We start from the raw sequence: 26,275 nt of genomic DNA on the forward strand, positions 1-26,275 counted from the left end.
ACTGCTCCGCCATGGTCAGATGTGCAACTTGACGCCCAACGGGATTAAATGTTACCGCTAACGTAGACACAGGCGCCGCCAGATGCGCCCCGTTTGCACAAAGGAAATGCCCATGACTCGCTCCCTGACCCCGGCAGGTCGCCTTTTGGCGTCGGTCGCTCCGCTCGCGCTCGTCATTGGCTTGAGCGTCCTTCCCCTGTGCAGCCAGGCTGCGCTGGCCCTGTCGCCCGCGGAGGCCTATCTCAATAAAAGCCTGACGCCTGAGGCGCGCGCCCGCGATCTGGTCTCGCGCATGACGCTGGAAGAAAAAGCCGCCCAGATGCAGGACAATGCGCCAGCCATTCCGCGCCTTGGCCTCAAACGCTACGGCTGGTGGAATGAGGTACTGCACGGCGTTGCGCGCGCGGGTCATGCCACCGTCTATCCGCAGGCCATAGGCCTTGCCGCCACGTGGGATGCGCCCTTGATGCAGGACATAGGCGACGCCATCGCCATCGAAGGCCGCGCCAATCACAATGCCGCCCTCGCCCGAGATCCCTCCGGTACCGACCGCTATTTCGGCGTCAACTACTGGTCGCCCAATATCAATATCTTCCGCGATCCTCGCTGGGGCCGGGGCCAGGAAACCTATGGCGAAGACCCTTATCTGACCGGGCACATGGCTGTGGCTTTCATTCGCGGCATCCAGGGCAATGACACCCTCTATTACAAGGGCATAGCCACACCGAAGCACTTCGTGGTCCATTCGGGTCCCGAACCCCTGCGCCACGGCTTCAATGTCGATGTATCGCCGTTCGATCTAGAGGATACCTACACGCCCGCCTTCCGCGCCGCCATTGTGGACGCAAAGGCCGACTCGTTGATGTGCGCCTATAACGCCATCGACGGTTTCCCGGCCTGCGAAAGCCCGCTGCTGCAACACCGCCTCCGGGGAGACTGGGGGTTCAAGGGCTTCATCGTCACCGATTGCGATTCGATCGACGACATGGTGACCGGGCACAAGAAATATCCCGATGCGGCCACGGCCTCGGCGGCAGCCGTCAAGGCCGGCTCCGATCTCGATTGCGGCTCGACATACAAGGCCCTGCCCGAAGCCGTCAAACGCGGCCTGATCAGCGAAGCCGAACTCGACGTTTCGCTGGAACGGCTAATGGCGGCGCGCATTCGCATGGGGCTGATTGATGGCGGCAAATATGATGCCATACCCGCCAGTGAAATTAATTCAACAGCCCATCGGGCCCTGGCGCTGCGCACCGCCGAAGAAGCCATTGTGCTCCTGTCCAACCCCAAGGACCTGCTACCATTGACGGGCCGCGAACGGATCGCCGTCATCGGGCCGAACGCCCAGTTATTGCAGAGCGTAGAGGGCAATTACACCGGCGCGCCGGTAAATCCGTCCCTGCCGCTGGACGCCATGCGAACCGCGTTCGGAGCCCAAAACGTCAGCTATGCCCCCGGTGCGTCGCTGGTTGATGGCATGCGCATGCCGGTGCCAGAAACCTTCCTGCATCCTGCCGCCGGGAGCGCCGTTGCCGGGCTCAAGGGCAAATATTTCGACAACAAGACGTTTACGGGCACAGCCAAACTCACCCGTGTCGATCCGGTGATCAATTTCGATTTCTATCGCACCGCGCCCGACGGCTTCGAGCCAATGAATTTTTCCGTCCGCTGGACGGGGGTTCTGGTGCCGCCGGTCGCTGGGACCTACAAGTTAGGCTTCCGGATGCAACCGCCTCGGCAAGGCCAACCCATGCCTGAGGTCAAGGTGTGGGTGGACGGCAAGCTGGTCATCACACCGGAATTGGCTCAGGCCGCCGGCAAGGACCAGGCCTATTGCGGGGGTGGCGCCTGCGCGCAGCCGCCGATGGCGCCGGTCGCCATCACCTTCACCGATACGCGGCCGCACGACATTCGTATCGATTACGTGCGGGCAGCCGAAGACCGTGCCATCTCGCTGGACTGGGTGGCGCCTGTCCAACCGCTGATCGACGGTGCCGTTGCCGCGGCCAAGGCCAGTGACATCGTCGTGGCCTTTGTCGGCCTGTCGCCGGATCTGGAAGGCGAAGAAATGGCGGTCAACTATCCCGGCTTTTCCGGCGGGGACCGGACCAGCCTGGCCCTGCCCGACACGCAGCAGCAGATGCTCAAGGCGGTAAAGGCCACCGGTAAAAAGCTGGTCGTCGTCTATCTGACCGGCGGAGCGATCTCCGACCCTTGGGTCGAGCAAAACGCCGATGCCGTCGTGCAGGCCTGGTATCCGGGCGAAGCCGGCGGCGAAGCCATCGCCCGCGTGCTTACCGGCAAGGTCAGCCCGGCGGGCCGCCTGCCCTACACCGTCTATCGCGATGTCGCCGATCTGCCGCCCTTCGAAGACTATTCCATGAAGCGCCGCACATACCGCTATTTCGACGGCCCGGTGCTATACCCCTTTGGGCATGGCCTCAGCTATACGCGCTTCGCCTATGCCGACGTTAAACTGTCGGCACCGGCGATCTCGGCCGGAGACGCGGTTACGGCCAGTGTCACCGTGCGCAATGCGGGTAAGCGCGACAGCGACGAAGTGGTGCAACTCTATGTCGCCAAGCCAGGCGATGCCGCGAAACCCGTTCTGGCGGGCTTCAGCCGCGTGCATCTCAAGGCCGGCGAAAGCCGCGTCGTCAGCTTCACACTGGATAGCCGCGCCCTATCGCAGGTCGATGCCCAGGGGATGCGCAAGGTCGTGCCCGGCGCGTATATCGTCAACCTCGGTGGCGGGCAGCCGGGCCATGCCGAAACGGTCTCAACTGGCTTGACCGTCAACGGTGAGGCCACCCTGCCGAAATAACCTCCGGCGCGCGTTGTGCGCCGGAAGCAACCGATTACCCCTTTTGGGCCAGCTCCGCCTTGAAGGCGTCCAAACTGAGCGGACGACCGAGGAAGTCCTGGATCAATACGTTGGCGTCTTCCGAACCGCCGGGTTCCAGCACCAGCTTGCGATACCGCACGGCCGTCGCCGGGTTACGGATGCCATCCGCCTTGAACCGCGTGAACAGGTCGAGCGCGATCGCCTTGGACCAGACATAGGTGTAGTAGATGGCGGAATAGCCGTCGAGGTGGCCGAACGCGGCATAGGAATGGGTGCCCGGCACGGGTGGGAACAAGGAATAACGGGCGATCTGCTCGTCATACATTTTCGACAGGTCGAAATCCGGCTTGCGGTTATAGAAGTTGAGCGAGACGGCGGCGTAGGCCAGTTGCCCCTTCCACTGACCGGCCTCTCCGAACCGGCGACCGGCATTCATCTTTTTGACCAGGGCTTCGGGGATGACCTCACCCTTGCTGTTGGACGCGAAGGTTTTCAGCGTATCGTAATCCCAGGTCCACTCTTCAAGAAGCTGCGACGGCGCCTCGATGAAGTCCCATTGCAGATTGCCCATGGACTGGACGCCATAGCGGGTGTGGCCTGAATAGAGGGCGTGGATCAGGTGACCAAATTCGTGCAGGAAGGTCGTGACGTCGTCATGATCCATCGGTCCCGTAGCGGGGAAATTGCATACCAGGGCGCCGACGGGCACCTGACGGCCTTCGATGCCGGTACGGATCGGGAACTGGGCGGCATGGTTGTATTTGCCTTCGCGCGGGCTCATGTCGAGATAGAACCGGCCGACCAGGGTCTTGCCGTCATAGAGTTCCCAGGCCGTGACCGACGGGTCCCAGACCGGCGTTTTCCATGGGCGGAAATCGGCGCCGAACAGGTCGTGGATCAGCTTGAAAATGCCAGTGCGCGCCTTGTCGAGCGTGAAATATTCGCGCACCACCTCGGCATCCACGTCATATTTCTGTTTGCGCAGCCGGTTCTGCATGTAGGCATTGTCCCAGCGCTGCAAGTCCTTGATCGACGGGTCGACCGTCCGCGCGAAGGCCAGCAGTTCGGCATAGTTGGCATCTGCGCCCGGCTTGGCAGCGACATTGACGTCGTCCAGGAAGCGCGCGGCGCGTTCGGGCGAACCGATCATCTTGTCGGCAGTTATCAGAGCGGCGTAGTCGCTGTAGCCCAAGGTCTGGGCCAATTCGTAGCGCTTTTCCAACAGCGTCTTGAGCGTCGCTTCATTGGCCGGATAACCGCGATTGGAGTAGGCCATCAACACCTTGCGGCGGGTTTCGCGCAGGGTGGCGAAATCGAAGACCGGCAACACATCGGGATAGGCAAAAGTGAGATGGACCAGACCATCCGCACCCGGCTTATGCGCAGTGATATAATCCTGCGGCAGGCCGGCCAGCTCTTCGGGCTTAAGCGCGATATCACCGGTGTCGTCGCGAATATTTTTGGCGAACAGAATGCCGGTTTCGGTGATTTCGGTCTGCAAGGCCGTCACCCGCGCCCGGGTGGCGTCGTCCTTATCCACACCGGCCAGACGATAATTGGTCAGCATCTTGTCGAGCGAGAACCGCGTCTTCGCATCAAGGCCGGTCGTCGGTATCGCCGCCAGTCGATCATAGATCGGCCGGGACAAAGAGACCGCCGTGGCGAGATCCGATATCTTCGGCAAGATGGCTTCGGCCGCATCGCGCACGGCCTTTACCGGGCTGGTCTGGGAGACAAGATAGAGTTCGCTGCTGCCATCGCTCAGAATGAGGGACAGGGTGTCGAAGGCGGCAAAATCATCGGCTAGGGTCGCCGGTCCCTCGCGCGCTTCCAACGCCGCCTTGGCCTCATTTGCCAGGGCCAGAGTGGCGTTCCCACGTGCGGTAATGGCGTCGGCGGTGGTCTCGGTCAGGTGCGATTGTGCCAGAAAGGCGTCAACCTTGGTGTCCAGCGCGGTCGGCTTGGCGCGCGCGGACAGGGCGGTGGTGGACAGCAGCCCGGCGGCCAGGGTGAGACTCATGAAATGGCGACGGTGGAAAGACATGAACAGCGCGCTCCCTATGATCAGGGTCGAAGTGTTAACCGCTTCTCGTTCTGCGCGCAATCACCTCTGTTCCGCGACGCCCTCGCGCTTCTTGGGCGCCTTGGCCCCCAGCGCTACGACGGCCATCAGCGCCGGCATCAGCGCCGCCTCCTGGCCCGGCACCGCGAAATAACGCGGCTGCCAGTCCGGCTTGAACTTCTCCTTGTAAGCGCGCAATCCCGCGAAATTGTAGAAGTCGCCGCCGACCTGGTAAATGACCGCCGCAATCTTGTACCAGGCGCGGCTGAGCGGTTTGGCGTCCAACCCGCCCAAGGGCGCCATGCCGAGCGAGAAGTGGCCGTATCCCTGATCGCGGGCATAGAGGATAAGTTGCAGGAACAGATACTCCATCACACTCGGCGGCGAGCCCGGTTCGTATCGCATCAGGTCCAGAGTTAGAAGCGTCTTGTCCTGGGTCGGCCACAGGTTAGCGAAGGCAACGATCTCGCCGCCAATTCTCACCACCGCCACCGGCGTCAGACGCACATAGTCCGGTTGGAAAGACCCCAGGGAATAGCCCTTTTCCTTGGCCGACTTTGTCTTCAGCCATGCATCGGAAACCGCTTTGAGGCGCGGCATGTGCGGCTCAAGAGCCTCCGGCGCTATCACCTCGAACACGGCGCCGAGGCTTTCGAAGCGTTTCAGGGTCTGGCGGAAGCCATACCCTTTCTTGCCGGCCAGATCGAAGGTGCGGGCGTCGACCATGGCTTCCTCCCCCACCTTGTACGGCCACAGGCCCAGGTCGAGAACCAGCGGCAACATGGACGGGCTGATCTGATAGAAGCTGAGGCGCGCATTGGCCATGGAGGCCATTTCCTTCAATTCCCAACACAGGGCAACGGTTTCGGCGCGCGGACCGACCGGCTCTCCCATCACTACCCATTGCTTGCCCGAAACGCCATACATAAGAAATGCGGTCTTATCGTCATTCCACAGGATGTGCTTGTCTCGCAGGAGTGCCAGCCAGGCCTGAGGATTGGACGCTTCCGCCACCACCGCCTTCAACTGTTCCATGTCTTCGGCTTCGGGCATGGGCGGCGTACGCCGGGCGATACCGAACAGGCGGTACAGCGCCAGCAGAACGATGGTCACCAGAATGATGACCACGCCGCGCAGGAAGCGGGACGTATTGGCGTGGTAGGAGAAATTGCTCCACAGCGACTGGGCGTAGGGAACATGTTTGTAAACGAAAAAGCCCAGCCAGATAATAAAGCCAAGGGTCGCCAGACTCACCAGGGGCCACACCGGATTGACGGACAGGCTGAGCAGGTTGGATCGCCGGTTGAAGGCGCTTTTGCACGGTATCAGCAACATCGCGCAAATCGCCAGGGTCGCCGCCGGGACAACCGCCAGTTCGCGGGTAAATGAAAACACCGCGCCGGCACTCAGCAACGCGATGGCCATGTACCAGGCAGTATCGATACGCTCCCACAGACCGCGTGCGACGAAGATCATCAGAACACCGATGACGGTGCCGATGGCATGCGAAAACTCGACGAGCCCCAGTGGCAGCGACCGTTCCACCAGCGGCATGACATCCGGATCGATCGGCGTCAGGACGGACACCAGGAGCAGGCTGCCGATGACGAACAGCATCATGGCGAATACCTTGGGGATAAGCCGCGTCGCGCTGTCGAAGAGGATGTGACGAAGGTCCGGACGTGTGGTCAATCGAGAACCCAATTGAAAGTGATTTCGAAGTCGCGTCCGACCAAGGGCTGGTCGGCGTCGTCGCGATCAACCTTAACAATGATGTCCTGGTCCAGGAAGCGTAGAATAGCGGTGTTGAACCCGTAACCGACCGGATCCTCCCTTACCGGCAAGCAATCCGTGACAGTCAGCTGTGCAGAAATATGGCAGACAACATCGGATTGGCCCTCGACATCATCATCTGCTGCCTGGCCTGGATAGAAATCGTTGGCTTGCGCCATATAGTCCCAGAAGTCGGTCTCGACGGTCGGCAATCCGTTTTGCGGCGGCAGTCGGACAAAAGCGAACTTTTTCGGGAGATATTTCAGGTTCAGCATCGAAGGCAAGGATTTCAGCGCCGCCGGGTGCGCGTCGAGCCAAGCCTGGGCAGTCATCGAACCGCGCAGGGCGCCATAACGGTAGAGCCGGGTGGCGGCCATCACGTCCTTCTGCGCCTCATAGATCGCAGCCATGTGCTCGGCCGCCGCCAGCGAGCCGCTGGCCATGGCTTTGCGAAACCAGGACGTGCGCTCTTCAGGATCAGACGACAACACACCCAGCCGGTCCATGGCGTCCGCATTTCCCCGCTGCGCAGCCATTTCATACTGCATGCGCGCGTGATCAAGGCTTGGACTCCCCTCCAGCCCTTGCTCGAAAATCAGTCCCTGGGCATAGAGCGCCTTGCCACCCCCAGCCGTGCCACCCAACCAACACAGGCTATCCGCCCGTTTGATATCGCGCGGCCGCTCCTCCCCCAGTACATAGAGCAGGCACAATTCGGCCTGAGCATCTGAATTGCCAAGCGTGGCGGCCTTTTCATACCATTTCAAAGCCAGGTCCCGGTTGCGCGCAACGCCATGCCCGCCATCATAGACGCGGGCGAGCAGAACCTGGGATACCGTGTCTCCGCCTTGCGCTGCCAGGCTGAGCCATCGGAAGGCTTCCGCCTGTCCCAGATGCTGACGGCTGGGAAAATAGTAATGCCCCAGCCACGCCTGGGCTGTCAGATCTCCGCCCTCGGCCGCCGCCACTTTGCCGCGCAGCATCACCGCCTTCAATTGCCTGTCAACGGCTTCGTGGGCGGATGCAATGGCGGCACGCGCGGAGGCGTCCGGTTCAGGTGCGGCGACATCTTTAAGGGTATCGAATGGCTGCGCCGGTGACGATTTGGGCGGCAATACCGTATTGGCGGCAAAACCGGCAAGCGGTGTTCCCGCAATGGCCAAGATGGCCACATATATCGAAACTACCGCTATCGTCCGCATGGCCCACCCCCGTTGAGTCGACCGTATTCACCACATTTCGGCGTCGCCGACAAGCTTAGCCCGCCTTGGCGCACCAGTTGTCACGAATATCCAGTTGCCGGCACAGCGACTTGGCCTGATCCTCACCCGCCACGGGACCGAGCTTTAGACGCACCATGGGCTTGCCTGCGGCCGTGGTGATTTTCTGATAGGTAGGCTTATACTGCTCGACGCCAGGGTAACGCGCCTGCAATCCCTGCCAGGCATCGCGCGCCGCGTCCGCCGTGCCGAAGGAACCAATCTGGATGAGGCGGCCCGACGCATTGGCATTCTGCATCTGTTCATTGGCGGCAATGGCCTGGGCGGGTTTGGCGCGTGTGTCTTTGAGCGCTTGAGAGGGGAGCGTTTGAGGGGAGAGCGCTTGTGGGGAGGACACCTGAGTGGCACGCGCTTCTGGCGCCACGGGCCGCGCGGTCAGATCGCCCTGAACGCCGGTATCGAGGGGTTGGCTGTCGCCGCCCGGCGGCAAGGACAGCGGATCGACGATGGCGATCTTGAACTTCGGATTGGCGATCGGACCATCGCCATTCCTGAGCAGGCCGCCCTTGCCCACAGCCAGGTCTTTGGCCGTATTGACCACCAGTTGGACATCTTCGCGGCTGATGCTTTTCGCATCCGCACCATCGGCCGGCGCGCCACGCGCGTCCACCGGCACTTCCTTTATCCGGGCAAGGGATTGCGTCAGCGTACGGTTGTCGCAGGCGGTCAATCCCGCCGTTACGGCAACGGCGGTGCACAAAATCAGCGCTTTACGAAGGGGGGCAAGATCAGTCATAACCCGGATTATGCGCCAACCCGGCCAAAAAAGGGTTAGCGACTATGGTTAATGACGGATTATTGATATGCCGGATACCGCCCAAATGCCCTTCAACACGACCCGCGTTCGCACACTTACCGATCTGCGCTCGGCGGTGGCCGCCTTGCGTGACGGCGGACGCACCGTAGGCTTCGTGCCGACGATGGGCGCCCTGCATGACGGCCATATCGCGCTTGTCCGCCACGCCAAATCGCTGTGCGACACGGTGGTCGTATCGATCTTCGTCAATCCTCTGCAATTCGCCCCGACCGAGGATCTCGATCGCTATCCGCGCGACGAAGCCGGCGACGTCGCCCGCCTCCAGGCCGTGGGCTGCGATCTGGTCTATCTGCCGACGCCCGACGTTCTCTATCCCAAGGGTTTTGTGAGCCGTATCGAAATGACAGGGCCGGCGCTTGGTCTTGAAACCGATTTTAGGCCCCAGTTTTTCTCCGGCGTCGCCACGGTGGTATCGAAACTGTTCAATCAGGTTCGCCCGGGTGTCGCCGTGTTCGGCGAAAAGGATTTCCAGCAGTTGGCGGTGGTTCGCGCCATGGTGCGCGATTTTGACATGGGCATCGACATCGTGGGCATGCCGACAGTCCGCGAACCCGATGGCTTGGCCCTGTCGTCGCGCAATGCCTATCTCAGCGCCGAAGAGCGCGCCATCGCACCGAACTTGCACACCGCGCTCGAAGCCATCCGCGATGGCAAGACAACAATCGATGAAGCGAAGGCCGGCCTGGTCGCCGCCGGGTTCGGTCAGATCGATTACATCGCCCTGCGCGACGCGGACACGCTTGGGGAGGTAACCGGCGATACCCGCGCTCGGCGGCTTCTGGCCGCCCTGTGGCTTGGCAAGACGCGTCTGATCGACAATATTGCGGCCTGATATCTACCAGACCCCGGCTTCCTTGAGCGCCCGCTGCATATCGGGCGGCAGGTCCGTTTCACCTTCGACAATGTCGCGCGGCGCTTCTTCGGGTTTGAGATAGCGCCACCCCTGAAACGGGCGACGCGGCTGGGCTTCGGTCAGGATGTTACGTGTGCGCAACCCGATGCGCCAATGGTCGGCGTCTTCATCGAACGAGACGATTTCGCGCCGGCACAGGATCACGCCCTTGATCACCCAGTATAGCGAACCGCCGTCCAAAAGCTCTTCCCAGCGGGTCGGGCGATTGCGTGTATGGATGTAGGAAATGTCACCGCGCGCCCGCTCCCAGCCCAACAGATCATCCAGGCTGTCCGCCCCTACACACAATTTTACCAGATGAATGTCGCTCAAGAGGAACTAGACCTTAACACGGTTAAAAAACAGGCTTAAATATTTAGAAGCAAATCAGGCGCACTGCTATAGCCAAGCCTGAAAAAAGTGTCCGGCGGTCCGGCGTCTACGCGCGTGCTGATCCGGAAAGTGCCTAAGGAACGTTTGACGTAAACACACATGGCGAAAGACAATCCTTCCCTGCAAAGCGCCCTGGAAAGCCTGTTCGGCACCACATTGGGCCAAGGCGCAAGCCTTATCTCCCTGCCCGGCGGATCGCAGCTGTTTAGCGCCGGGGACGAATCCGATCACCTGTACCTGTTGCGCTCGGGCCGCCTCGGCGCCTTTCGCCACGACGAAGATCATGACGAACTGTCATTGATCGGCATTATTCGCCCCGGTGAGCCGGTCGGTGAAATGTCGCTCATCGCCGGCACGCAACATACCTCAACCGTCATCGCTCTGCGCGATTCAGACCTGCTCGCCATGCCGCGCGACGATTTCTTCGCCGCCATGGAGTCGCGTCCCGAACTGACCCTGGCCTTGTCGAAGAAAATGATCGAACGCGCCAAGCGCGAGACACCCAATGTCACCCCTAACGTCTTCGCCTTCTACGCCATCTGCGAACGGCCGATCCGTGACATTGTCGAGCGGGTCGCGGTTCAGATTCGTGCGCTGGGCTACCGCGTAACCGTGATCGACAAGACCTTTCACGGCACCACGCCAGAAGCCTTCAGCCAGATCGAGGCGGAAAACGACTATGTGCTGCATGTCGCCGAATCCCACGAAAGTCACTGGCGACTGCTGAGCGCGCGCCAGGTTGATCACGTCTTTCTGCTGGCAGATGGCGAAACCGCTCCTGACGCGGCAGCCAGCTCCTGGGAAAAATCCATTCTGCATCGAGCGCCCGATTTGATCCTGCTCTATCCCGCCACCGTCGCCAAGGCGCATATACGTGGCCGGACCAAGGCGTGGCTGGACGTCATAAAGCCGACACGCTGGTTTCACATTCATACGGACGATGTCAGCGACGCGGCCCGGCTGGCGCGCATTGTTGCCGGACACAGCGTCGGCGTGGTCTTTTCCGGCGGTGGCGCGCGCGCATTCGCAGAAATCGGTGCCATTCAGGCCTTGCGCGAAGCCCATATCCCCGTCGATTTCGTCTGTGGGTCCTCCATGGGCGCCATTCTGGCTGCGACGCTGGCGATCGGCTGGGGTGAGGCGGAGATCGACGAGCGGATACGCGACGCCTTCGTCAACACCTCGCCACTCGACGATGTCATTTTCCCCTTCATTTCAATGGTGTCGGGGGCCAAGGTCGATAAACGGCTGGAAACGCATTTCGGCGATCTTCAGATCGAAGACATGCCCCTGCCCTATTTCTGCCTGTCGTCCAATCTGACCACCGGTGTTCTGAAGGTCCACAAAACAGGATTATTGCGTCAGGCCCTGCGCGCCTCCATATCGCTGCCGGGCGTGCTGCCGCCGGTGGTGGAGGACGGCGAAGTGTTGGTCGACGGCGCGGTCATGCGGTCCTTCCCGGCCACCATGATGCGCAATACGCACCTCGGCACCGTCATCGGCGTCGATGTGACACGGGCGCGCGGCCTCGATCCCCGCGCACTGAGCATGCCGAAAAACGTGGGAGCGTGGTTCGCAAGTGGCGACTGGCGTCGCGGCCCGCCGATCGTCTCCGTCATGATGCGTTCAGCCACCATTACCACGGCCGCCGACCTGGCCCTGTCGCGCGCGGCGACGGACCTGCTGATCATCCCCGAACCGGAAGGCGTCGAAATTCGCGACTGGAAAGCCTATGACAAGGCGGTGGAAAGCGGTTATCAGACAACCGTTGCGACCCTGAGCCAGCTCGATTCACCGGTGACGACCCTTCGCAAGATCGGCAAAAGCATCCATCCCAATATCCCGGCCTTCACGCCAGACGACTCCTACGTCGCGACAGCCAAGGAAGTGCCAAAAAAGCAGGGCAAGCTGCCCGTCAAATAGGCAAAGGGGCGTTACGCTTTTCGTAAAGCGTCTAGTCCTTAAGCCCGCCCAGCCGCTTCATGATCAGCCACACCGATATCGAGACGCACAGAATTCCCACGGCGGCGGTGGTGACGGACAGGAAGGTATAGTTTTCGGCGATACCGTTTCGAATGACCGTCTGATCATGAGTGGCTTGCCACCAGGCGGCGGTCGCGACACCCAGACACCCAAGACCAACGGCACTTGCCGACGCAGGCCACAGAGTCTTGACGATCATTTGCCACCAAGTCAGCCCCTCTTCTTCGTGGGTTTCCGACGACAAAGCAATCCGGTCGCCATTCATCATCCAGGCTTCGCTGTCGTCTTCGTAGGGTTCGGCATAGGCACCGACGGCGGGATTAGATGCCGGAGCCGCGCGTAGAAAAGGCTGTTCCGGTTCAGCGTAAGACGGATCGACGCCCTTCGCCGACGCTTCATAGTCCTGGGGCAACGGGCGCTGCATCTGTTCCCGCCAGTTGAGACCGGCCAGTTCAGCGGCATGGGGCGCATTGGATGGTGCTGACATATTGACGGGCGCGGGGCGCGGCACCTCGACAACCTGCGGCGTATGCACCGGCGATGCCGCAGCCGGCGCCGTGGGAATGGGCTTGGCGTAGGGATTCAACGCGGTGATGACGGGCGGCGCCATAGTAGTGGGATTGCCGGGCGTGTAGGACACGACGGGTGTGTCGTCGTCTTCCGGCTCTTGGGCTGTCTTTCCAAGTGTTTCCGCCCTGGATGACAGCTCGAATGGGGTCGATTCGACCGGCGACGGTGAAATCACGCTATGGTGCGTGAATGTCGGCTCAGGATCGGCGACGGGCGCCGCCACCGCCTGTGCCGCTGTAGGCGCAGGCGAAGGGCTAGCGGATAAAGGGCGGCCGAGTGTTCCACCCCCGTATGGCGAATAGAGACGCATCAACGCCGCCGCGGCTTCGGCCTTGCGCTGCTTTTCCGCCTCTTCTTCGGGCGTCAGCTGAACAGGTGCCGGAACCGGTTGTGCTGCCTGCTGGCGGGCACGTTCGTCGGCCTCGCGACGGGCCTGTTCAGCAAGCTCGCGCTCTCTTTGCTCGCGTGCCAGACGTTCTCGATTTTCACGCTCAAGACGTTCACTTTCCAGACGTTCGCGGTCCCGACGTTCCGTCTCCTGACGCTCAAATTCTTGGCGCTCAAGTTGTTGGCGCTCAAACTCCTGCCGTTCCCGATCTTGGCGTTCCCGCTCAAGCCGGGCCTGCTCCCATTTCTCTTCCTGGATCCGGGCCTGTTCCAGACGTTCACGTTCCAAACGCGCCTGCTCAAAGCGTTCGCGCTCGATACGTTCCTGTTCCAGACGCGCCGCCTCTATGCGTAACTGCTCCTGGCGGGCGGCCTCCTGACGCGCCTGCTCGGCATGCTCTTCTTCCAGCCGCAACTGCTCCAGGCGAATTTGTTCCGCACGCCACTGGTCCATCCGCTCCTGATCGAGGCGGACCTGCTCCAGCCGGGCGGCTTCAAGGCGCGCAGCCTCTTGGCGAGCCGCTTCCTGACGCGCCATTTCCTGAATATGCATCTCCTCGCGGACGCGCGCCTCTTCGCGCAGGCGGGCCTCCTCACGCAAACGGGCGTCGTCGGCGGCACGGGCGGCAGCCAAAGCCTCTTCGCGCGCACGCGCCTGCTGGCGCTGCTCTTCCTGGGCGCGGCTTATGGCCGCCTGAACCTCGGCGCTCATCTGCGGTTCCACAGGGGCAGCCGATGGGGTGTCACGCATGGCCAGGTTGGAGATCGCTCCGTGCGGCAGATGCTCCACAACCTGTTCCTGAGGCGGGGTATAGGGCGAAACGTCCGCTACACGCACAACGGTCGGCTTTTCAGCCGGCACCGGCTGTGCCAGTGGCGCGGGGTATGGCGCGCCCAGATCGATAATTTGCCGCTCATGTGCCGCAGGTGCCAGATGTGAAGGTGCCAGATGTGAAGGTGTCTGGGGCACAGGTGCTACAGACAAGTCCGGCGACGGGCTTGCATAGGGATTGAGGTAACTGGGGTCCGGCGCGCCGGGCGCGGACGCATAGGGCTGTGACGGCGCGGTGTAGGGCGCAGGCGTCACAGGCTGTGTCGGCGTTTCTACCGGCGTTGCGGGTGAGAAGGCGGTATCTTCGACGGGCCGTCCAAGCGTGGCGGCTGAATGGCTGGCCTCTTCGGGTGTCAAAAAGAGATTCTTTTCGGCCGCCCGACGACGGATCAGGGGCGCAAGCACATAGGTCTGGCCGTTGAATTCTGCTGAGCGCCAGCTATCCATCGCCAAGGCGGCGTCCGCAAAGCGGCCTTCATTGATACGCTTCAGCACGGTGGATTGGGCGAAATTGTCGGCACCGATATTGAAGCAGAACGAAACAAGGGCATCGAACTGGTTCTGGTTCAACTGCGTCAGGACCAGGCTATTGATCGAGTCCACGATCGGCAGCAGATCGAAGCGTAACAATGCGTCCGCGTCTTCCTGAGTAACGCGGGCGCCTTCGCGGGCGGAGAAGGTGTGTCCATAGCCGAGGGTCCAGCGTCCGTCGGGCAAACGGGCCGCGACCGTACGCAATCCTTCAAAACTCTTGATGAGCTCGACCCCGGCGCGGGAGACTTTATGACGCGCTCTCATCCCTGATCCTTGAACCCCAAATCCAGCATCCGGCGGATATGAACATCTCCGCCAGTGACCCAAAACGATACAGTTCGGGCCGGTACGCCTTAGGGGTAGCAAACCACAGACCGTTTAAGGTTTACAAGAGTATTATCGCCGCCAGTCCTAAGAAACTGAAAAAACCGCAGAAATCCGTCACCAAAGTGACAAAGATCGGCGATGCGCCGGCCGGATCGACACCGAATTTCGCGGCGGTCATTGGAATGAGCGTGCCCGCCAGAGCGGCCATGGTGAAGTTGACCAAGATAGCGCCCGCGATCACCGCCGCCAGCTTCACGTCATGCCAGAACAGCAGCACGACCACGGCGAGCCCAATCGCGACACAGGCCCCGACCAGCCAGCCGGAAATGACTTCGCGCCACAAGGTGCGGGCCGCATTGGCGGCCGTCAGTTCGCGCGCCGACAGGGCGCGAACGGCCACGGTCAAGGCCTGAGTGCCAAAATTGCCGCCGATTGAGGCGACGACCGGCATCAGGGCGGCCAGGGCGACCATCTTGACGATTTCATCCTGGAACGCGCTGATTACCGTCACCGAGGCGAACGCGGTCAACAGATTGATCAGAAGCCACGGCAGGCGCGACTTCACCATGCCTACGATGCCGGTGTCACGGCCTTCCAGGTCCGAAACGCCGCCCAGAGCCAGGATGTCTTCGCGGTTTTCCGCCTGGATGATGTTAACGATATCGTCGACCGTAATCTGGCCGACCAAACGACCGGATGCGTCAACGACCGGCGCCGAGATCAGGTGGTATTTTTCGAAGATATAGGCTACCTCTTCCTGGTCCATATCGACGGTAATTTCTGTCGTCGGGTCCATGAGTTGCGACAACACGGCCTCGCGCCTGGATCGCATCAACACGGATACGGCGATGGCGCCGACCGGCTTGTGCGAGGGGTCGATGACATAGATGTCAAAGAACAGTTCGGGCAGATCCTCGCCCGCTTCCCGCATGTGGTCGAGGGCGTGACCGACCGTCCAGAAACTTGGCGCGGCCATGACCTCACGCTGCATCAGGCGGCCGGCGGTCTCTTCCTCATAGGCCAGCGACGTGACGATGGCTTCGCGTTCGCTTTCTGGCATGGCCGCCAGAACGGCCTTTTGCTGGTCTTCCTCCAGATCTTCGAACACGGCGGCCGCGTCATCGGAATCCAGTTCCTGCAGGACCTCGGCGATATCAGCCGTGTGCAGGGTTTCGATGACTTCCTCACGGATGTCGTCGTCGAGTTCCGGCAGGATATCAGCCAGGGCATCGGACGGAATCCACGGGATAACCTCTTCGCGATAGTCTTCCGATAGAAAACCCAATAGATCGGCGATATCGGCATAATGCAGGGCGTCGAGCAGTTCACGCAGACGCAGGCCGTCGCCGCGATCGGCGGCATCGATGACCAATGAGATGTAATGCGGGTTGAGCGCGTAGTCGTCAGTAAGCGCGAAATCCTCGATCTGCTCCGGCGTGCGCAACTCGGCGTCGATTTCGTCGCGTTCGCGGCGGTCCTTCGGCGCAGGCGTGACCAAGATCTCAGTTTCGGCTGAACCGGCTTTTTGCGGGGTTTCGGACTTCTGGCTCATGGCTCAGGCTCCCCAGCTTGCGCCATGCGCATTTAAAAAGGCCGTATTCCGGATGGTGCGGTCGAGAAGACTCGAACTTCCACGGGTTGCCCCACAGCGACCTCAACGCTGCGCGTCTACCAATTCCGCCACGACCGCACGTCATCCGGAGAGGCGGGCAGATAGCAACACTTTGATGCTTTGGGAAGCCCTTAATCGCAAAAATCTGGGGGTAGTGAAAAATAAGGTCACCGCCAGCGCCGGATTGCCCCGTCAAAGCCTAGTTACCGATGGCCATGAAGTCGTAGACATTGGCCGGGCGGGTAACGACAATGCTGATTTTTTCTTCGAAAATCTGAATTTCGCCGCGGGCGACCGGATGGTTATTGGCCAGTATCCAGACTTCGTCATGCTCATGCGCGTCGAGCGGAATGACGGCGCCACGGCCCATACGCAGCAGTTGCGCCATCGGCAGAACCGAACGCCCCAGCAAGACCGAAATTTCGACGGGAACGGCCCCGACCTGCGAATTTGACACGAAATATGAACCCCAAAACGCCACACCGGCGCCCACATCGACAAGACTCCCTATATTAGGGTCTTGCGTCTTAAAACTTTATGACACATTGAGGCGACATGCTTTCCGAGACGTTAAATCCGCTTCCGTTCGCAAAAAAAGATGGCCTGCCGCCGGAATGGGTCGTGGCGCCGGCGCCGGTCCCCTACCCTGAAGCCCTTGCGGCCATGGAAGCGCGCGTGGCCGCCATCCATGACGGTACGGCGCGCGAACGGGTCTGGCTTGTGGAACACCCGCCGCTGTACACCGCCGGCGTGTCAGCCAGAAAAGAAGACCTGATTTCGCCCGACCGGTTCGACGTGTTCGATGCCGGGCGCGGCGGCCAATATACCTATCACGGTCCGGGCCAGCGCGTGGTCTATGTCATGCTCGACCTCAACGCCCGGCAAAAGGATGTTCGCGCCTTCGTTCAAGCCCTGGAGCACTGGATCATCGACACCTTGTGGCGCTTCAATGTGGAAGGCCACATCCGCGACGGCCGCGTTGGCGTGTGGGTGGAACGGCCAGACAAGGGATACCCCCTGACCGAAGACAAGATCGCCGCCATCGGCATCAAGCTGCGGCGCTGGGTCAGCTTCCACGGCATCAGCCTCAATGTCGAACCGGACCTGTCCCATTTCGACGGCATCGTGCCGTGCGGCATCACCGAATATGGCGTGACCAGCCTTCTCGACCTCGGCCTGCCCGTCACCATGGATGAGGTGGATTACGCCCTGCGTCAGAGCTTCGAAGCGATTTTCGGTCGGGTGGAAGCGGTCTAGATTTCGCGCGCCGCCGTCCGAAAGAGCGTGCGGCCGTAGCGGTTGTCGCCACGCTCCCCCGGCATGACGCACAGATCGATAACGGCCCACACCAGCACAAACACAGCGATAAAGTCGAAAAAGCCGGTCGGACGTGGCCAGACCATGACCACCGCCAGGAGGATGATCGCCGCCCACCAGCCGGAGCGGCCACGGTCATGCAGCCGCTTGGACACCACGCACGCGCCGCAATAGATCAGCACGGGATAAACGATCCAGTTTAGGAATTGCAGGGCGTCGGTTACGACCGACTCATAAACTGCCAGACAAAGCAGCAGCACACCCGCGGCGATGATGGAGGGCACCTGACCCGCCCGCCCAGTGGACGAGAAAAACAGTTCGCTCCAGTCGATTTTCGGGGTCATGGCGGCTCCTAAAACGCAATATCCCTCGCCACTTAAACCATAGTGGCAAGGGATAAAAGCGAAATTCGGCGCTGAGCGTGACGCCCTATTGCGTCAACCGGGTCTTCTTAATCGACTCGAAGATGCTGGACAGGGCCGCGTTTAGCTGTGCCGCACTGGTCAGATCGTAGAAATAGCTGTCCTTGCTTGCGCAGGTGCGCAGAAGGTCAGAATTGCCTTCGATTACCTTGACCGTAAAGACGGTGATGCCCTTGGCCTTCGCGTTGGCGCAGGCCAAAGCGGTCCGACTGTCAATATCCGTCTGCTTGCTGGAAAAGCGACTTTGGGTGTTGTCGCCATCGGTGACGACAATAATATACTTCTTGGTGCTGTCATCGTTCCACGCCACGCCACCCGTCATGGGCACCTCCGGTGACAAGACCTCCATGCCCCACTGAACTCCAATCGTGATGTTGGTATTGCCACCCGAGGCCAAGCTCTGGACGTAGGATCGGGCATTGGCGATATTATCGTTCAGGGGCTGCACGGCCTTAAGGGTCGAGGTATCGCAGTTGCGTGCCGGATAGAGCGAATTGGGAATTAGGGGGTTAGGCGCATCTGCCGACACGTCATAATTCTGTGGGCGGTCGTAGACACATCCGGTCCAGGCATTTTGCACATTGGTGATCGCCGGCGTGGTCACCCATGCAGTGCCGCCAAAAATGCCGGTTGTTTGCTTTGATGTCGCCGGACCATCTGCAAAGCCGTTACCGTAGTTGTTGTTATAGACGATGGTGCCGGCCGGCACGGTCTTGAAACAGGTGCTGGCGTTATTGCTGACCTTGCACTCCTTGAGAATATTGTCTGCGTTCTGATAATCGGCCGCGCTGCCGGTCGACGCCAGTTCCGATTCGACATATTGTGTTGTTACATTCTTGGATGAAGCGGAAACCGTAACGGCGCCTGTTTCGGCATTGACGGAGGTTGTCGGCGTCTGCGGCACGGTCACGGTCACGGTATAGGTCCTGAAAGCGTATTTCAGGATGTTGCCATTGCCGTCGCTGGTTATCAGAGTCGTATTGTAATAGGTGCGATCAACCCCATTGACAGTCTCTACATAGGTCTGGGTGTAAGCCTTCACATTCGCTTGGCACGTGTTCATAGTCGCGGCGTTCGCATAGTAGGACTTGCAGATCTTGTTGTAGGCGTCGCGGATCGTATTACAGGCATAGCCATTGGTGCCGCTCTTACATGCCTGGGAATTGGTCGCAGCACCGCCATAGTTGATATAGGTCAGCCCGACGCCCGGATCGATCTTGACCTGGGTATTGAACGGCACAATGGCCACCTTGGTGCCGGACACGTTGACGCCCGAACTGTTCAGAATGCTGGCCAGCACGCTATCGACCGATGATTTCAGATTGACCATCTTGTTGGCCGACGCCATCGAGCCCGTTACGTCGAGCACAAAGGCGATTTCGGACTTGGACATGGTCGATTGCGCCTTCGACACCACCGAAATATCGAAATGGTCCATGCCGAAGAAAGCGCCGAAAACGGTCGTGACCTTGGCGTGCACGTTGTAGGCCTCGGTCAGGGTGTTGCCAACCGTTTCCGAAGTAAGCGCCTTGTTAATCGCATAGATATCCGGGTTTTTCAGGTTGTCGGAAAACGCGAGGTCGGCTGCCACTCCACGCTGGGCATCGGTGGACTTGCCCATATTCATAACGCGCAAGACCGCGGCGTCAGACGAATCCTGCAATTGTCGGCGTGCAATGATGACCCGGGAAAAGTCGATTGCGCCGCCAATCGCGATCATGATCGCGATTACCGAAAAGGCGAAAATAATGGCGACATTGCCGCGCGTCTGTCTGACGAAGGCGCTGCTGAGGTAACGACTCGCCCGCATTATCCGCTTAGTTATGTCCACCGATAGTGAGGCCATTGTCCCTGCCCTGTCCCAAGTTAGAGATGACAAGTATGACGCAAAAGCCTTAAATTTGGGACAACACCATGTTTACAAAGCGTAAATAGGATTATGCGGTGAGACGGGTCTTATAGATGGTCTTGAAAATGCCACTCATGGTGCTGTTGAGCTGAGCCGCATTGGTCAGGTCGTAGAAATATCCCGGCTCGGTGGCGCAGTCACGCAACATCTTGGAATTACCCGCTATGACCTTAACGGTAAAGACGGTAATGCCCTTGTCCTTGGCGGCCTGACACGCCTTGGCGGTGCGCTTGTCGATTTCGGCCTGATTGCCCGTCCAGCGGTTTTGCGTATTGTCGCCATCGGTGACAACAATCATGTATTTCTTGATATTGGGATCGCTGAATGCCACGCCCTGGGTGTAGGGCCTGTTCGGCGACAGGGTTTCCATGCCCCACTGAATACCGATCGTGATATTGGTATTACCGTCCGGCGTTAGCGTCTTGATAAAATCGCGCGACTTGGAAATATCGGCGTTCAGAGCATGCACTTCCCTTACACCCCCATAGGTGCAGTCGGTGCGCAGGTACAGGGAATCCCATGTGCCGGGATTGGCGGCTTCGCCCGAAACGTCATAATTACCTGTCTGGCTTCGATCGGTGATACAGTTGCCGGTGCCGCCCTGGATTAACTTATCCTTCGTCATCTCGGAAAGGGTGCTGTCATCCAGCCGGACCTGGAGATTGAACGGCACGACAGCAACCTTGCTCTTTGTCACATTGACGCCGTCGGCGTCGAGCAGGCTCTTCAACGCGCTGTCTACCGAGTTCTTGAGATTTGGCATCTTGCCCGACTGGGCCATGGACCCTGTCGAGTCGAGTACGAAGGCGATTTCATAGGTAGATAGATCAACCGTAGCCGTAGATATGACGTGAATCGGGTAATTCTTCTGGCCGATAAAGGCGCCGAAATAAGAGGTCACCACAGCTTGGGCGGCATAGGTCTGGGTCATAGAACTGCCGTCGACCGTCTTGGTTAGATCGCCATCGACATTATAGACGTCGCTATGGACTTTCATATTGTCATGCAGCGTCCGGTCAGCGGCAACTTGCAACTGCGCGTCGCTTGCCTTAGTCATGGCCATGGTGCGTAGGACAGCCGTGTCGGCCGCATCCTGCAAATGACGCTTGGCCAGGCTTGCCCGCGAAAAATCGACGGCGGCGCCCAAGAACCCCATAAAGACGAAAACACAGAGGCCAAACATCATAATGACATTGCCTGAGGCATCGCGGCGCCACAGATGGAAGAACTCTACAAAACGCGCACTCACGATTTGATGGTCGGATTTCACGGCCTATGTCCTCGCTCTGCTTAACGGCGCGTCCCGAAGCGGGACAAACACATGAGGACTTGCAAACCATATACCCACAACCTCCGTTACGCCTATGCGCAGTCGTGCTTAGAGGCGATGGCGTCGGCTGACGGTTACGCGTTTATGGCCCGTCGTACCGAAGCAATCCCGGTGTCCAGGACATGAAGACGCTGGAGTTAGATTGCGGCCAAATTCTATACTATTGAAAAATATATGTAAAATCTGGAACAATCAGATCTATCGCCTGACACAGGCCTGATATGTCCTCAGGTAATGGAGCGGAAAGGGTGAATTCGCCCTTGCCTTCTGGATGGGGAAACGTCAGTTGCAGGGCATGCAACATCAGGCGTGGTACCCGCACACCTGCCAGGGACAAGGCGCCGCCATAACGCGCATCACCGGCAATCGGCGACCCCATTTCGGCCAGGTGAACCCGGATCTGGTGCATCCGGCCCGTATACGGTCGGCACATGACAAGTGCCGCTTCGTCGGTACGGCTCAAAACCTCGAAGTCGGTCCGCGCGGTCTGAGCATCCGGATGATCGGCGTCGCATACCCGCGACCAGGCTTCGCGGCCGATTTCCTCGCGGCGCAACGGATAGTCCATGACGCCCCGGTCCGGCAGATTTTGGGGATTGGATACAACAGCGACATAGGTCTTGGCGAAGGCGCGGCGGATCATCGCCTTGCCGAGATAGGAGGTTGCCGGTTGGGTCTTAGCGACCAGCAATACGCCCGAGGTATCGCGGTCAAGCCGGTGAATAAGATTTGGGCGTTTGCCGTTGGAGCGCGCGAAGGCCCACATCATGTCATCGAGGTTATGCCCACCGCCGCGCCCGCCTTGGCTGGACAGGCCCGACGGCTTGTTAAAGCCCATGATGGCGTCGTCTTCGTACACGATCATCGACTTTACCCAAGCCACCTCGTCCGGTGTGATCGGCTTGGGCGCCTTGCGCGGGTTGTCGCTCTTGCTGATCTGCGGCGGGCGACGGCGGCCACTGGCGAGCGCCTGGCGATGCTGGGGGGACTGTTTGACCATGGCCGATGCCTACCGCTGGCGCGGCCTCACGTCAAATCATTCACGCCCTTTTTGAAAACGTTGGATTTTAGAAAACACTGGCCTGATCATTGCTTTGCGATGGCTGCACGAACAACACAAACAACATGATCCCTCCCAAAAGGGTCAGGCCGAGCAACTGCCACCAGCCGCTGCGGTTAATGTCATGAAGGCGACGCGCGCCAGCCGCCCAGGTGGGTATCAACAAGACCAAGGGCAAGATCAGCCCCAAACCGAGCGGAACCATCCTATTAAGGATGATCGCCGCTATATTGATCAATACCGTCGCCAGATAGAACCACCAGAATTCCGATCGCGCGGCACGGCCATTGAAGTCGGCAAACTTGCGAAAGCAGATCCCTACGGCTTCGCCAAACCCCGCCGGCGCAGGTACGCCCCCAAAGCGATTGGGGCCATTGGGCTTAATAGCAAACACCAGGAACGCAGCGGCTCCAGGCACCAATATAACGAGCAGAATAATCAACCAGTGCCAGATCGAAATTGCACCCATGGCGGTTCCCCCCTTTGCGCCAGGATCAGCGCGTCTGCTTTTTATCCCGCAACTCGGCCCAGTATTCAAGCCGCTGACGCGTCTTGCCTTCGTGCCCCTCCCCCTTGGGGTCATAGAAACGCGGACGCCGCATGCCGTCGGGGAAGTAGTTCTGACCGGAAAACCCGTCCGGATCGTCGGGATCATAGATGTAGCCGGCGCCATAGCCGATGTCCTTCATCAGCTTGGTCGGCGCGTTGAGAATAACGGCGGGCGGATCGAGATGGCCGGTGTCCTTGGCCAGTTTGATGGCCGCTTTGAAGGCGGTGTAGACGGCATTGGATTTCGGCGCCGACGCCATGTGCACCACCGCCTGGGCCAGAGCCAGTTCGCCTTCTGGAGAGCCCAAAACTTCATAGGTGTCGCGGGCGGCATGGCACATGAGCAGCGACATGGGGTCGGCATTGCCGATATCTTCCGACGCCATGCGGATCAGCCGGCGCGCGATGAACAAGGGATCGTCGCCCCCATTGAGCATCCGCGCCAGCCAGTACAGGGCGGCATCAGGATCGGACCCCCGCACTGATTTGTGCAGGGCGGAAATCAGATTGTAGTGCCCTTCCCGATCCTTGTCATGGTTGGGACGGCGCTTTTGCAGGTGCGCCAGCAAGCCATCGCTGTCGAGGGGCTCGGTGAAACCCATGTGATGCAGCGACTCGATCAGACTGAGGATATAGCGCCCGTCACCATCGCTGAGCAGTTTCAGCGTGTCGCGCGCCTCTGCCGTCAGCGGCAGGGCTTCTCCCAGATGGTCCTCCGCACGGGTAATCAGCGAATCCAGCGCCGCATCGTCCAGCCGCTTCAGCACGAAGACCTGACACCGCGACAGAAGCGCCCCGTTGAGTTCGAAAGACGGATTTTCGGTCGTCGCGCCGATCAGCGTGACCACCCCCGCTTCGACATAGGGCAGGAAACTGTCCTGTTGCGCGCGGTTAAAGCGATGGATTTCATCGACGAACAGGACGGTGCGCGCCCCCATGCGGTGCGTTTGCTGGGCGGCTTCAAACACCTTTTTCAGATCGGCAACGCCGGAAAAGACTGCCGAAATCTGCTGGAATTCGTAACCGGCGGCTTCGGCCAGTAAGCGCGCGATGGTCGTCTTACCGACGCCCGGCGGCCCCCACAGAATGAGGCTGGGTAAGAAACCGCGTTCGATGACGCGGGCAATGGCACCGTCAGGCCCCAGGACATGGTCTTGCCCGACGACCTCGGCGATGGTCTTCGGCCGCAGACGGTCGGCCAACGGCTTGGCGGCCTCATCGACCTGCGGCAAGGCCATCCTGGACGGCTCGGTATGGCCGAACAGGTCGGCAGTGGGCGCTTTTGACATGAAACAAATATAGAACGTTGCGGCGTCAATTCAATGGCTTAAATCGCCCCGGGAGGCGCTGTAACCTAGTTGCGGGCCTTGACCGTCTTTTCCTCAAACCCATAAATCGGCTTCAACAGGTCGGCCACGCCATCGATGCGCTCCAGATGCGGATAACGCAAACCGTCATGATAATCGAAACGCACGGTGCGGAAATATTCGCCGTCCTGGAGCATCATCTCTATGATATCGGTATTCCCGGCCTTGTGCGCGGCAACGATGGCATCTTTCAGACGTGCAGCGTCAAAGGCGCGCCCATTGACCGCCAGCACCTTCATGCCCGGTGCCAGTCCCGCCTTGAACCCCGGCCCGTTCCACAGCACGTCGCGCAAGGTGCCATCCTTGCTGATTGCCAGACCCAGGCTGAAGCCAAAGCCGATGCCGCGGCGCGCTTCGTTGCTTTTGATAAAATCGTTTGGCGTATCGTCATAGACCAGCCTGTATCCCGCGCGCGCCAGGCCATCGATCGGCGCACCGCCGCCGGTGCGGGTAATCCGCGTCGTCAGGAAATTGGCCCAGTCATAAGGATAGACGTCGTTCAGTGTGCGGACTACGTCATCAAATGTATAGGGCGCCGGCAGATAGGACCCATTGTGCGTACCGAAGAACGCCCGGGCAAAGTCATCGAGCGACTTACGGCCCTGGGTCTTGTCACGGATAAGGGTGTCGGCATCAAGCCACATCAACCCGCCTTCGGCATAATAGTCTTCCGACCTTTGCCAGGACGGCCATCCTTTGGGGCCGCGATTGGAGATGATGGGGTCGTAGGTGGTGTCTTCCAGGTCGCGCCACTGCCGGGCGGGCAGGATATCATAGGTCGCCGCCGTCACGGCCAGCATTTGAAGGCGCTGGTCGAACGTATACAGGCCTGCCCGGCTTTCCAACACATCGGTCCAATAGGTGGTTCCCCCTTCATAGACCCACAATAACTCGTCGCGCATCGGCTCATCGAAGGTCGCGGTGAACTGGCCTGCCGGACGGCGGAACTTGCCGTCCCAGCTATGGATATATTCGTGCGCGATGATGTTGCGCCCAAAGCCCTTACCCGCCGTCGAGGCGAAATAGCCCGGCTCGATTCCGATCTCCGACGACCGATGATGCTCCAAGCCGATGCCGCCCATTTCGTTAGAGACTGCCACCAGCCAGTTATAGTGATCGTAGTGCCAGCCACCGAACAGCTTATAGGCCTCCTGCACGACCTTGCGGTGGATTTTCAGAACGGCGTCCGATACCTCCAGCTCCTTGGGGTCATCGGCGACCAAGTCCATCGATACAGGCGTACGGCTGCCCGGGTCCATGTCGTAGCGTTTGAAATAACGGCCGGCGATCAGGGGGCTATCGATGAAGTTGTCGTAGGAAATCGGTTTGAAGGTCACGACGTCCCCGTCGCGTTTTTCCGCTTCAAGCGCCGAGCCATATTGCCAGCCCGCCGGCAGGGTCACATGCGCCTGAATGGGAATGCGACGGGTATAATAGCCCGCCGGATACAGGCTTTCATTTTCCCACTGTAGCGTCAGCATGTTGCGGGTGTGGACAATAACCCCTTCGCGGCTGGTCACCGGTGACAGATATTGAAAGTCGGCGACGACCTCGCTGACACCCTCCGGCACCTCAACATGAAAGGCGTTCATGGCAACCGGGTCGCGCCGCCATGCGATTTCCTTGCCATTGGCAAAGACGTGCAGGCCGGCCAGCTTGGTCAGGTCGCTGTCACCCGGCGAATGATGACCAGGCAGCCATTTGGGCGTCAGAAGGGTCAGGCGTCCCGACCCGGCGACGGGAATGACTTCGTGAATAGCGATGACATGATGATCCATGTCGGTGGCATCGACATGGAGTTGAATAATGCCCGGGTAATCAACATCCTGGGGCACCGGCAAAGACGGCGTATCGGCGGCCGGCATGGGAAGAGGCTGCGACGGTTCGGCGGCCTGTACCGCTCCGGCCATAAGCACCGCCCCCGCCAAAGCCAGTCCGGATACAGTCTTCATCTACGCCTCCTCAGATTGAGGCGGCACTATCGATCAGGAATCGGACGACTGTAAAGGCGTTT

General features: G+C 60.1%; 19 protein-coding genes and 1 tRNA gene. 4 read left to right on the forward strand and 16 right to left on the reverse strand.

The window, feature by feature from the left end; genetic code table 11:
• Positions 1-112: 112 nt before the first annotated feature.
• Positions 113-2,824 (forward strand): glycoside hydrolase family 3 C-terminal domain-containing protein, encoded by a 2,712-nt coding sequence (locus tag RCJ00_RS20105; protein ID WP_316224162.1) that lies wholly within the window; start codon positions 113-115, stop codon positions 2,822-2,824.
• A 34-nt stretch (positions 2,825-2,858) separates the two neighbouring features.
• Here RCJ00_RS20105 and RCJ00_RS20110 read toward each other — a convergent pair whose 3' ends face one another.
• Genes RCJ00_RS20110 through RCJ00_RS20125 form a run of 4 tightly spaced genes read right to left on the reverse strand, consistent with a single transcriptional unit; the run spans position 2,859 to position 8,696 of the window.
• The gene (locus tag RCJ00_RS20110; protein ID WP_316224163.1) at positions 2,859-4,889 is read right to left on the reverse strand and encodes a M3 family metallopeptidase; all 2,031 of its coding nucleotides are present in this window, start codon (positions 4,887-4,889) and stop codon (positions 2,859-2,861) included.
• Between the two features lie 60 nt (positions 4,890-4,949).
• Positions 4,950-6,599, reverse strand: coding sequence for a phosphatidylglycerol lysyltransferase domain-containing protein (locus tag RCJ00_RS20115; protein WP_316224165.1), 1,650 nt, complete (start codon positions 6,597-6,599; stop codon positions 4,950-4,952).
• Positions 6,596-7,882, reverse strand: a complete 1,287-nt coding sequence (locus RCJ00_RS20120; protein WP_316224167.1) for a tetratricopeptide repeat protein — start codon at positions 7,880-7,882, stop codon at positions 6,596-6,598. Before RCJ00_RS20120 ends, RCJ00_RS20115 begins: the two co-directional genes overlap by 4 nt.
• A 55-nt stretch (positions 7,883-7,937) precedes the next feature.
• Positions 7,938-8,696, reverse strand: coding sequence for an SPOR domain-containing protein (locus RCJ00_RS20125; RefSeq protein ID WP_316224168.1), 759 nt, complete (start codon positions 8,694-8,696; stop codon positions 7,938-7,940).
• 67 nt (positions 8,697-8,763) lie between these two features.
• On the opposite strand from RCJ00_RS20125, the gene panC reads away from it, so the two are divergent.
• Entirely contained in the window at positions 8,764-9,609 is an 846-nt protein-coding gene (gene panC, locus RCJ00_RS20130; RefSeq protein WP_316224169.1) for a pantoate--beta-alanine ligase, read from the forward strand.
• Positions 9,610-9,612: 3 nt separating this feature from the next.
• Here panC and RCJ00_RS20135 read toward each other — a convergent pair whose 3' ends face one another.
• Complete coding sequence (locus tag RCJ00_RS20135; RefSeq protein ID WP_316224170.1) at positions 9,613-10,002, reverse strand: DUF1489 family protein; 390 nt, start codon at positions 10,000-10,002, stop codon at positions 9,613-9,615.
• Between the two features lie 159 nt (positions 10,003-10,161).
• Between RCJ00_RS20135 and RCJ00_RS20140 the strand changes: the two genes are divergently transcribed.
• Entirely contained in the window at positions 10,162-11,985 is a 1,824-nt protein-coding gene (locus RCJ00_RS20140; protein WP_316224171.1) for a patatin-like phospholipase family protein, read from the forward strand.
• A 31-nt stretch (positions 11,986-12,016) separates the two neighbouring features.
• Here the strand turns inward: RCJ00_RS20140 and RCJ00_RS20145 are convergent, their stop codons facing one another.
• The 4 genes from RCJ00_RS20145 to RCJ00_RS20160 all read right to left on the reverse strand — a co-directional run bounded on the left by RCJ00_RS20145 (position 12,017) and on the right by RCJ00_RS20160 (position 16,818).
• On the reverse strand, positions 12,017-14,632 hold the full coding sequence (locus RCJ00_RS20145) for a glycoside hydrolase family protein (protein ID WP_316224172.1): 2,616 nt from the start codon (positions 14,630-14,632) through the stop codon (positions 12,017-12,019).
• Between the two features lie 121 nt (positions 14,633-14,753).
• Entirely contained in the window at positions 14,754-16,247 is a 1,494-nt protein-coding gene (mgtE, locus tag RCJ00_RS20150) for a magnesium transporter (protein ID WP_316224174.1), read from the reverse strand.
• A gap of 53 nt (positions 16,248-16,300) precedes the next feature.
• Positions 16,301-16,385 (reverse strand) — tRNA-Leu (locus RCJ00_RS20155).
• A 121-nt stretch (positions 16,386-16,506) separates the two neighbouring features.
• On the reverse strand, positions 16,507-16,818 hold the full coding sequence (locus RCJ00_RS20160; protein ID WP_411267568.1) for a FliM/FliN family flagellar motor switch protein: 312 nt from the start codon (positions 16,816-16,818) through the stop codon (positions 16,507-16,509).
• Between the two features lie 44 nt (positions 16,819-16,862).
• On the opposite strand from RCJ00_RS20160, the gene lipB reads away from it, so the two are divergent.
• Positions 16,863-17,564 (forward strand): lipoyl(octanoyl) transferase LipB, encoded by a 702-nt coding sequence (gene lipB, locus RCJ00_RS20165; RefSeq protein WP_316224175.1) that lies wholly within the window; start codon positions 16,863-16,865, stop codon positions 17,562-17,564.
• On the opposite strand, the gene RCJ00_RS20170 is transcribed toward lipB, so the two are convergent.
• From RCJ00_RS20170 to RCJ00_RS20200, 7 genes are all read right to left on the reverse strand, one after another.
• Positions 17,561-17,968 (reverse strand): DUF805 domain-containing protein, encoded by a 408-nt coding sequence (locus tag RCJ00_RS20170; RefSeq protein WP_316224176.1) that lies wholly within the window; start codon positions 17,966-17,968, stop codon positions 17,561-17,563. The genes lipB and RCJ00_RS20170 overlap by 4 nt on opposite strands.
• 85 nt (positions 17,969-18,053) lie before the next feature.
• On the reverse strand, positions 18,054-19,856 hold the full coding sequence (locus RCJ00_RS20175; protein WP_316224177.1) for a TadE/TadG family type IV pilus assembly protein: 1,803 nt from the start codon (positions 19,854-19,856) through the stop codon (positions 18,054-18,056).
• A gap of 127 nt (positions 19,857-19,983) precedes the next feature.
• Positions 19,984-21,225 (reverse strand): vWA domain-containing protein, encoded by a 1,242-nt coding sequence (locus RCJ00_RS20180; protein WP_316224178.1) that lies wholly within the window; start codon positions 21,223-21,225, stop codon positions 19,984-19,986.
• A 220-nt stretch (positions 21,226-21,445) separates the two neighbouring features.
• Complete coding sequence (locus RCJ00_RS20185; protein WP_316224179.1) at positions 21,446-22,285, reverse strand: RluA family pseudouridine synthase; 840 nt, start codon at positions 22,283-22,285, stop codon at positions 21,446-21,448.
• Between the two features lie 67 nt (positions 22,286-22,352).
• A complete protein-coding gene (locus tag RCJ00_RS20190; protein ID WP_316224180.1) occupies positions 22,353-22,814 on the reverse strand; it encodes a DUF805 domain-containing protein in 462 nt (153 codons plus the stop codon).
• A 25-nt stretch (positions 22,815-22,839) separates the two neighbouring features.
• A complete protein-coding gene (locus RCJ00_RS20195) occupies positions 22,840-24,132 on the reverse strand; it encodes a replication-associated recombination protein A (RefSeq protein ID WP_316224227.1) in 1,293 nt (430 codons plus the stop codon).
• A 116-nt stretch (positions 24,133-24,248) separates the two neighbouring features.
• Positions 24,249-26,213, reverse strand: a complete 1,965-nt coding sequence (locus tag RCJ00_RS20200; protein ID WP_316224182.1) for a M61 family metallopeptidase — start codon at positions 26,211-26,213, stop codon at positions 24,249-24,251.
• Positions 26,214-26,275: the final 62 nt, after the last annotated feature.

Source organism: Asticcacaulis aquihabitans (assembly GCF_032490435.1).
Classification (GTDB): Bacteria; Pseudomonadota; Alphaproteobacteria; order Caulobacterales; family Caulobacteraceae; genus Asticcacaulis.

Excerpts from the sequence above, each read along its gene's own strand:
- lipB (WP_316224175.1), top strand. The coding sequence starts at position 16,863 with ATGCTTTCCGAGACGTTAAATCCGCTTCCGTTCGCAAAAAAAGATGGC.
- RCJ00_RS20170 (WP_316224176.1), bottom strand. The coding sequence starts at position 17,968 with ATGACCCCGAAAATCGACTGGAGCGAACTGTTTTTCTCGTCCACTGGG.
- RCJ00_RS20145 (WP_316224172.1), bottom strand. The coding sequence starts at position 14,632 with ATGAGAGCGCGTCATAAAGTCTCCCGCGCCGGGGTCGAGCTCATCAAG.
- RCJ00_RS20200 (WP_316224182.1), bottom strand. The coding sequence starts at position 26,213 with ATGAAGACTGTATCCGGACTGGCTTTGGCGGGGGCGGTGCTTATGGCC.
- RCJ00_RS20195 (WP_316224227.1), bottom strand. The coding sequence starts at position 24,132 with ATGGCCTTGCCGCAGGTCGATGAGGCCGCCAAGCCGTTGGCCGACCGT.
- RCJ00_RS20125 (WP_316224168.1), bottom strand. The coding sequence starts at position 8,696 with ATGACTGATCTTGCCCCCCTTCGTAAAGCGCTGATTTTGTGCACCGCC.
- RCJ00_RS20110 (WP_316224163.1), bottom strand. The coding sequence starts at position 4,889 with ATGTCTTTCCACCGTCGCCATTTCATGAGTCTCACCCTGGCCGCCGGG.
- RCJ00_RS20105 (WP_316224162.1), top strand. The coding sequence starts at position 113 with ATGACTCGCTCCCTGACCCCGGCAGGTCGCCTTTTGGCGTCGGTCGCT.
- RCJ00_RS20185 (WP_316224179.1), bottom strand. The coding sequence starts at position 22,285 with ATGGTCAAACAGTCCCCCCAGCATCGCCAGGCGCTCGCCAGTGGCCGC.
- panC (WP_316224169.1), top strand. The coding sequence starts at position 8,764 with ATGCCGGATACCGCCCAAATGCCCTTCAACACGACCCGCGTTCGCACA.
- RCJ00_RS20120 (WP_316224167.1), bottom strand. The coding sequence starts at position 7,882 with ATGCGGACGATAGCGGTAGTTTCGATATATGTGGCCATCTTGGCCATT.
- RCJ00_RS20190 (WP_316224180.1), bottom strand. The coding sequence starts at position 22,814 with ATGGGTGCAATTTCGATCTGGCACTGGTTGATTATTCTGCTCGTTATA.
- RCJ00_RS20140 (WP_316224171.1), top strand. The coding sequence starts at position 10,162 with ATGGCGAAAGACAATCCTTCCCTGCAAAGCGCCCTGGAAAGCCTGTTC.
- mgtE (WP_316224174.1), bottom strand. The coding sequence starts at position 16,247 with ATGAGCCAGAAGTCCGAAACCCCGCAAAAAGCCGGTTCAGCCGAAACT.
- RCJ00_RS20175 (WP_316224177.1), bottom strand. The coding sequence starts at position 19,856 with ATGCGGGCGAGTCGTTACCTCAGCAGCGCCTTCGTCAGACAGACGCGC.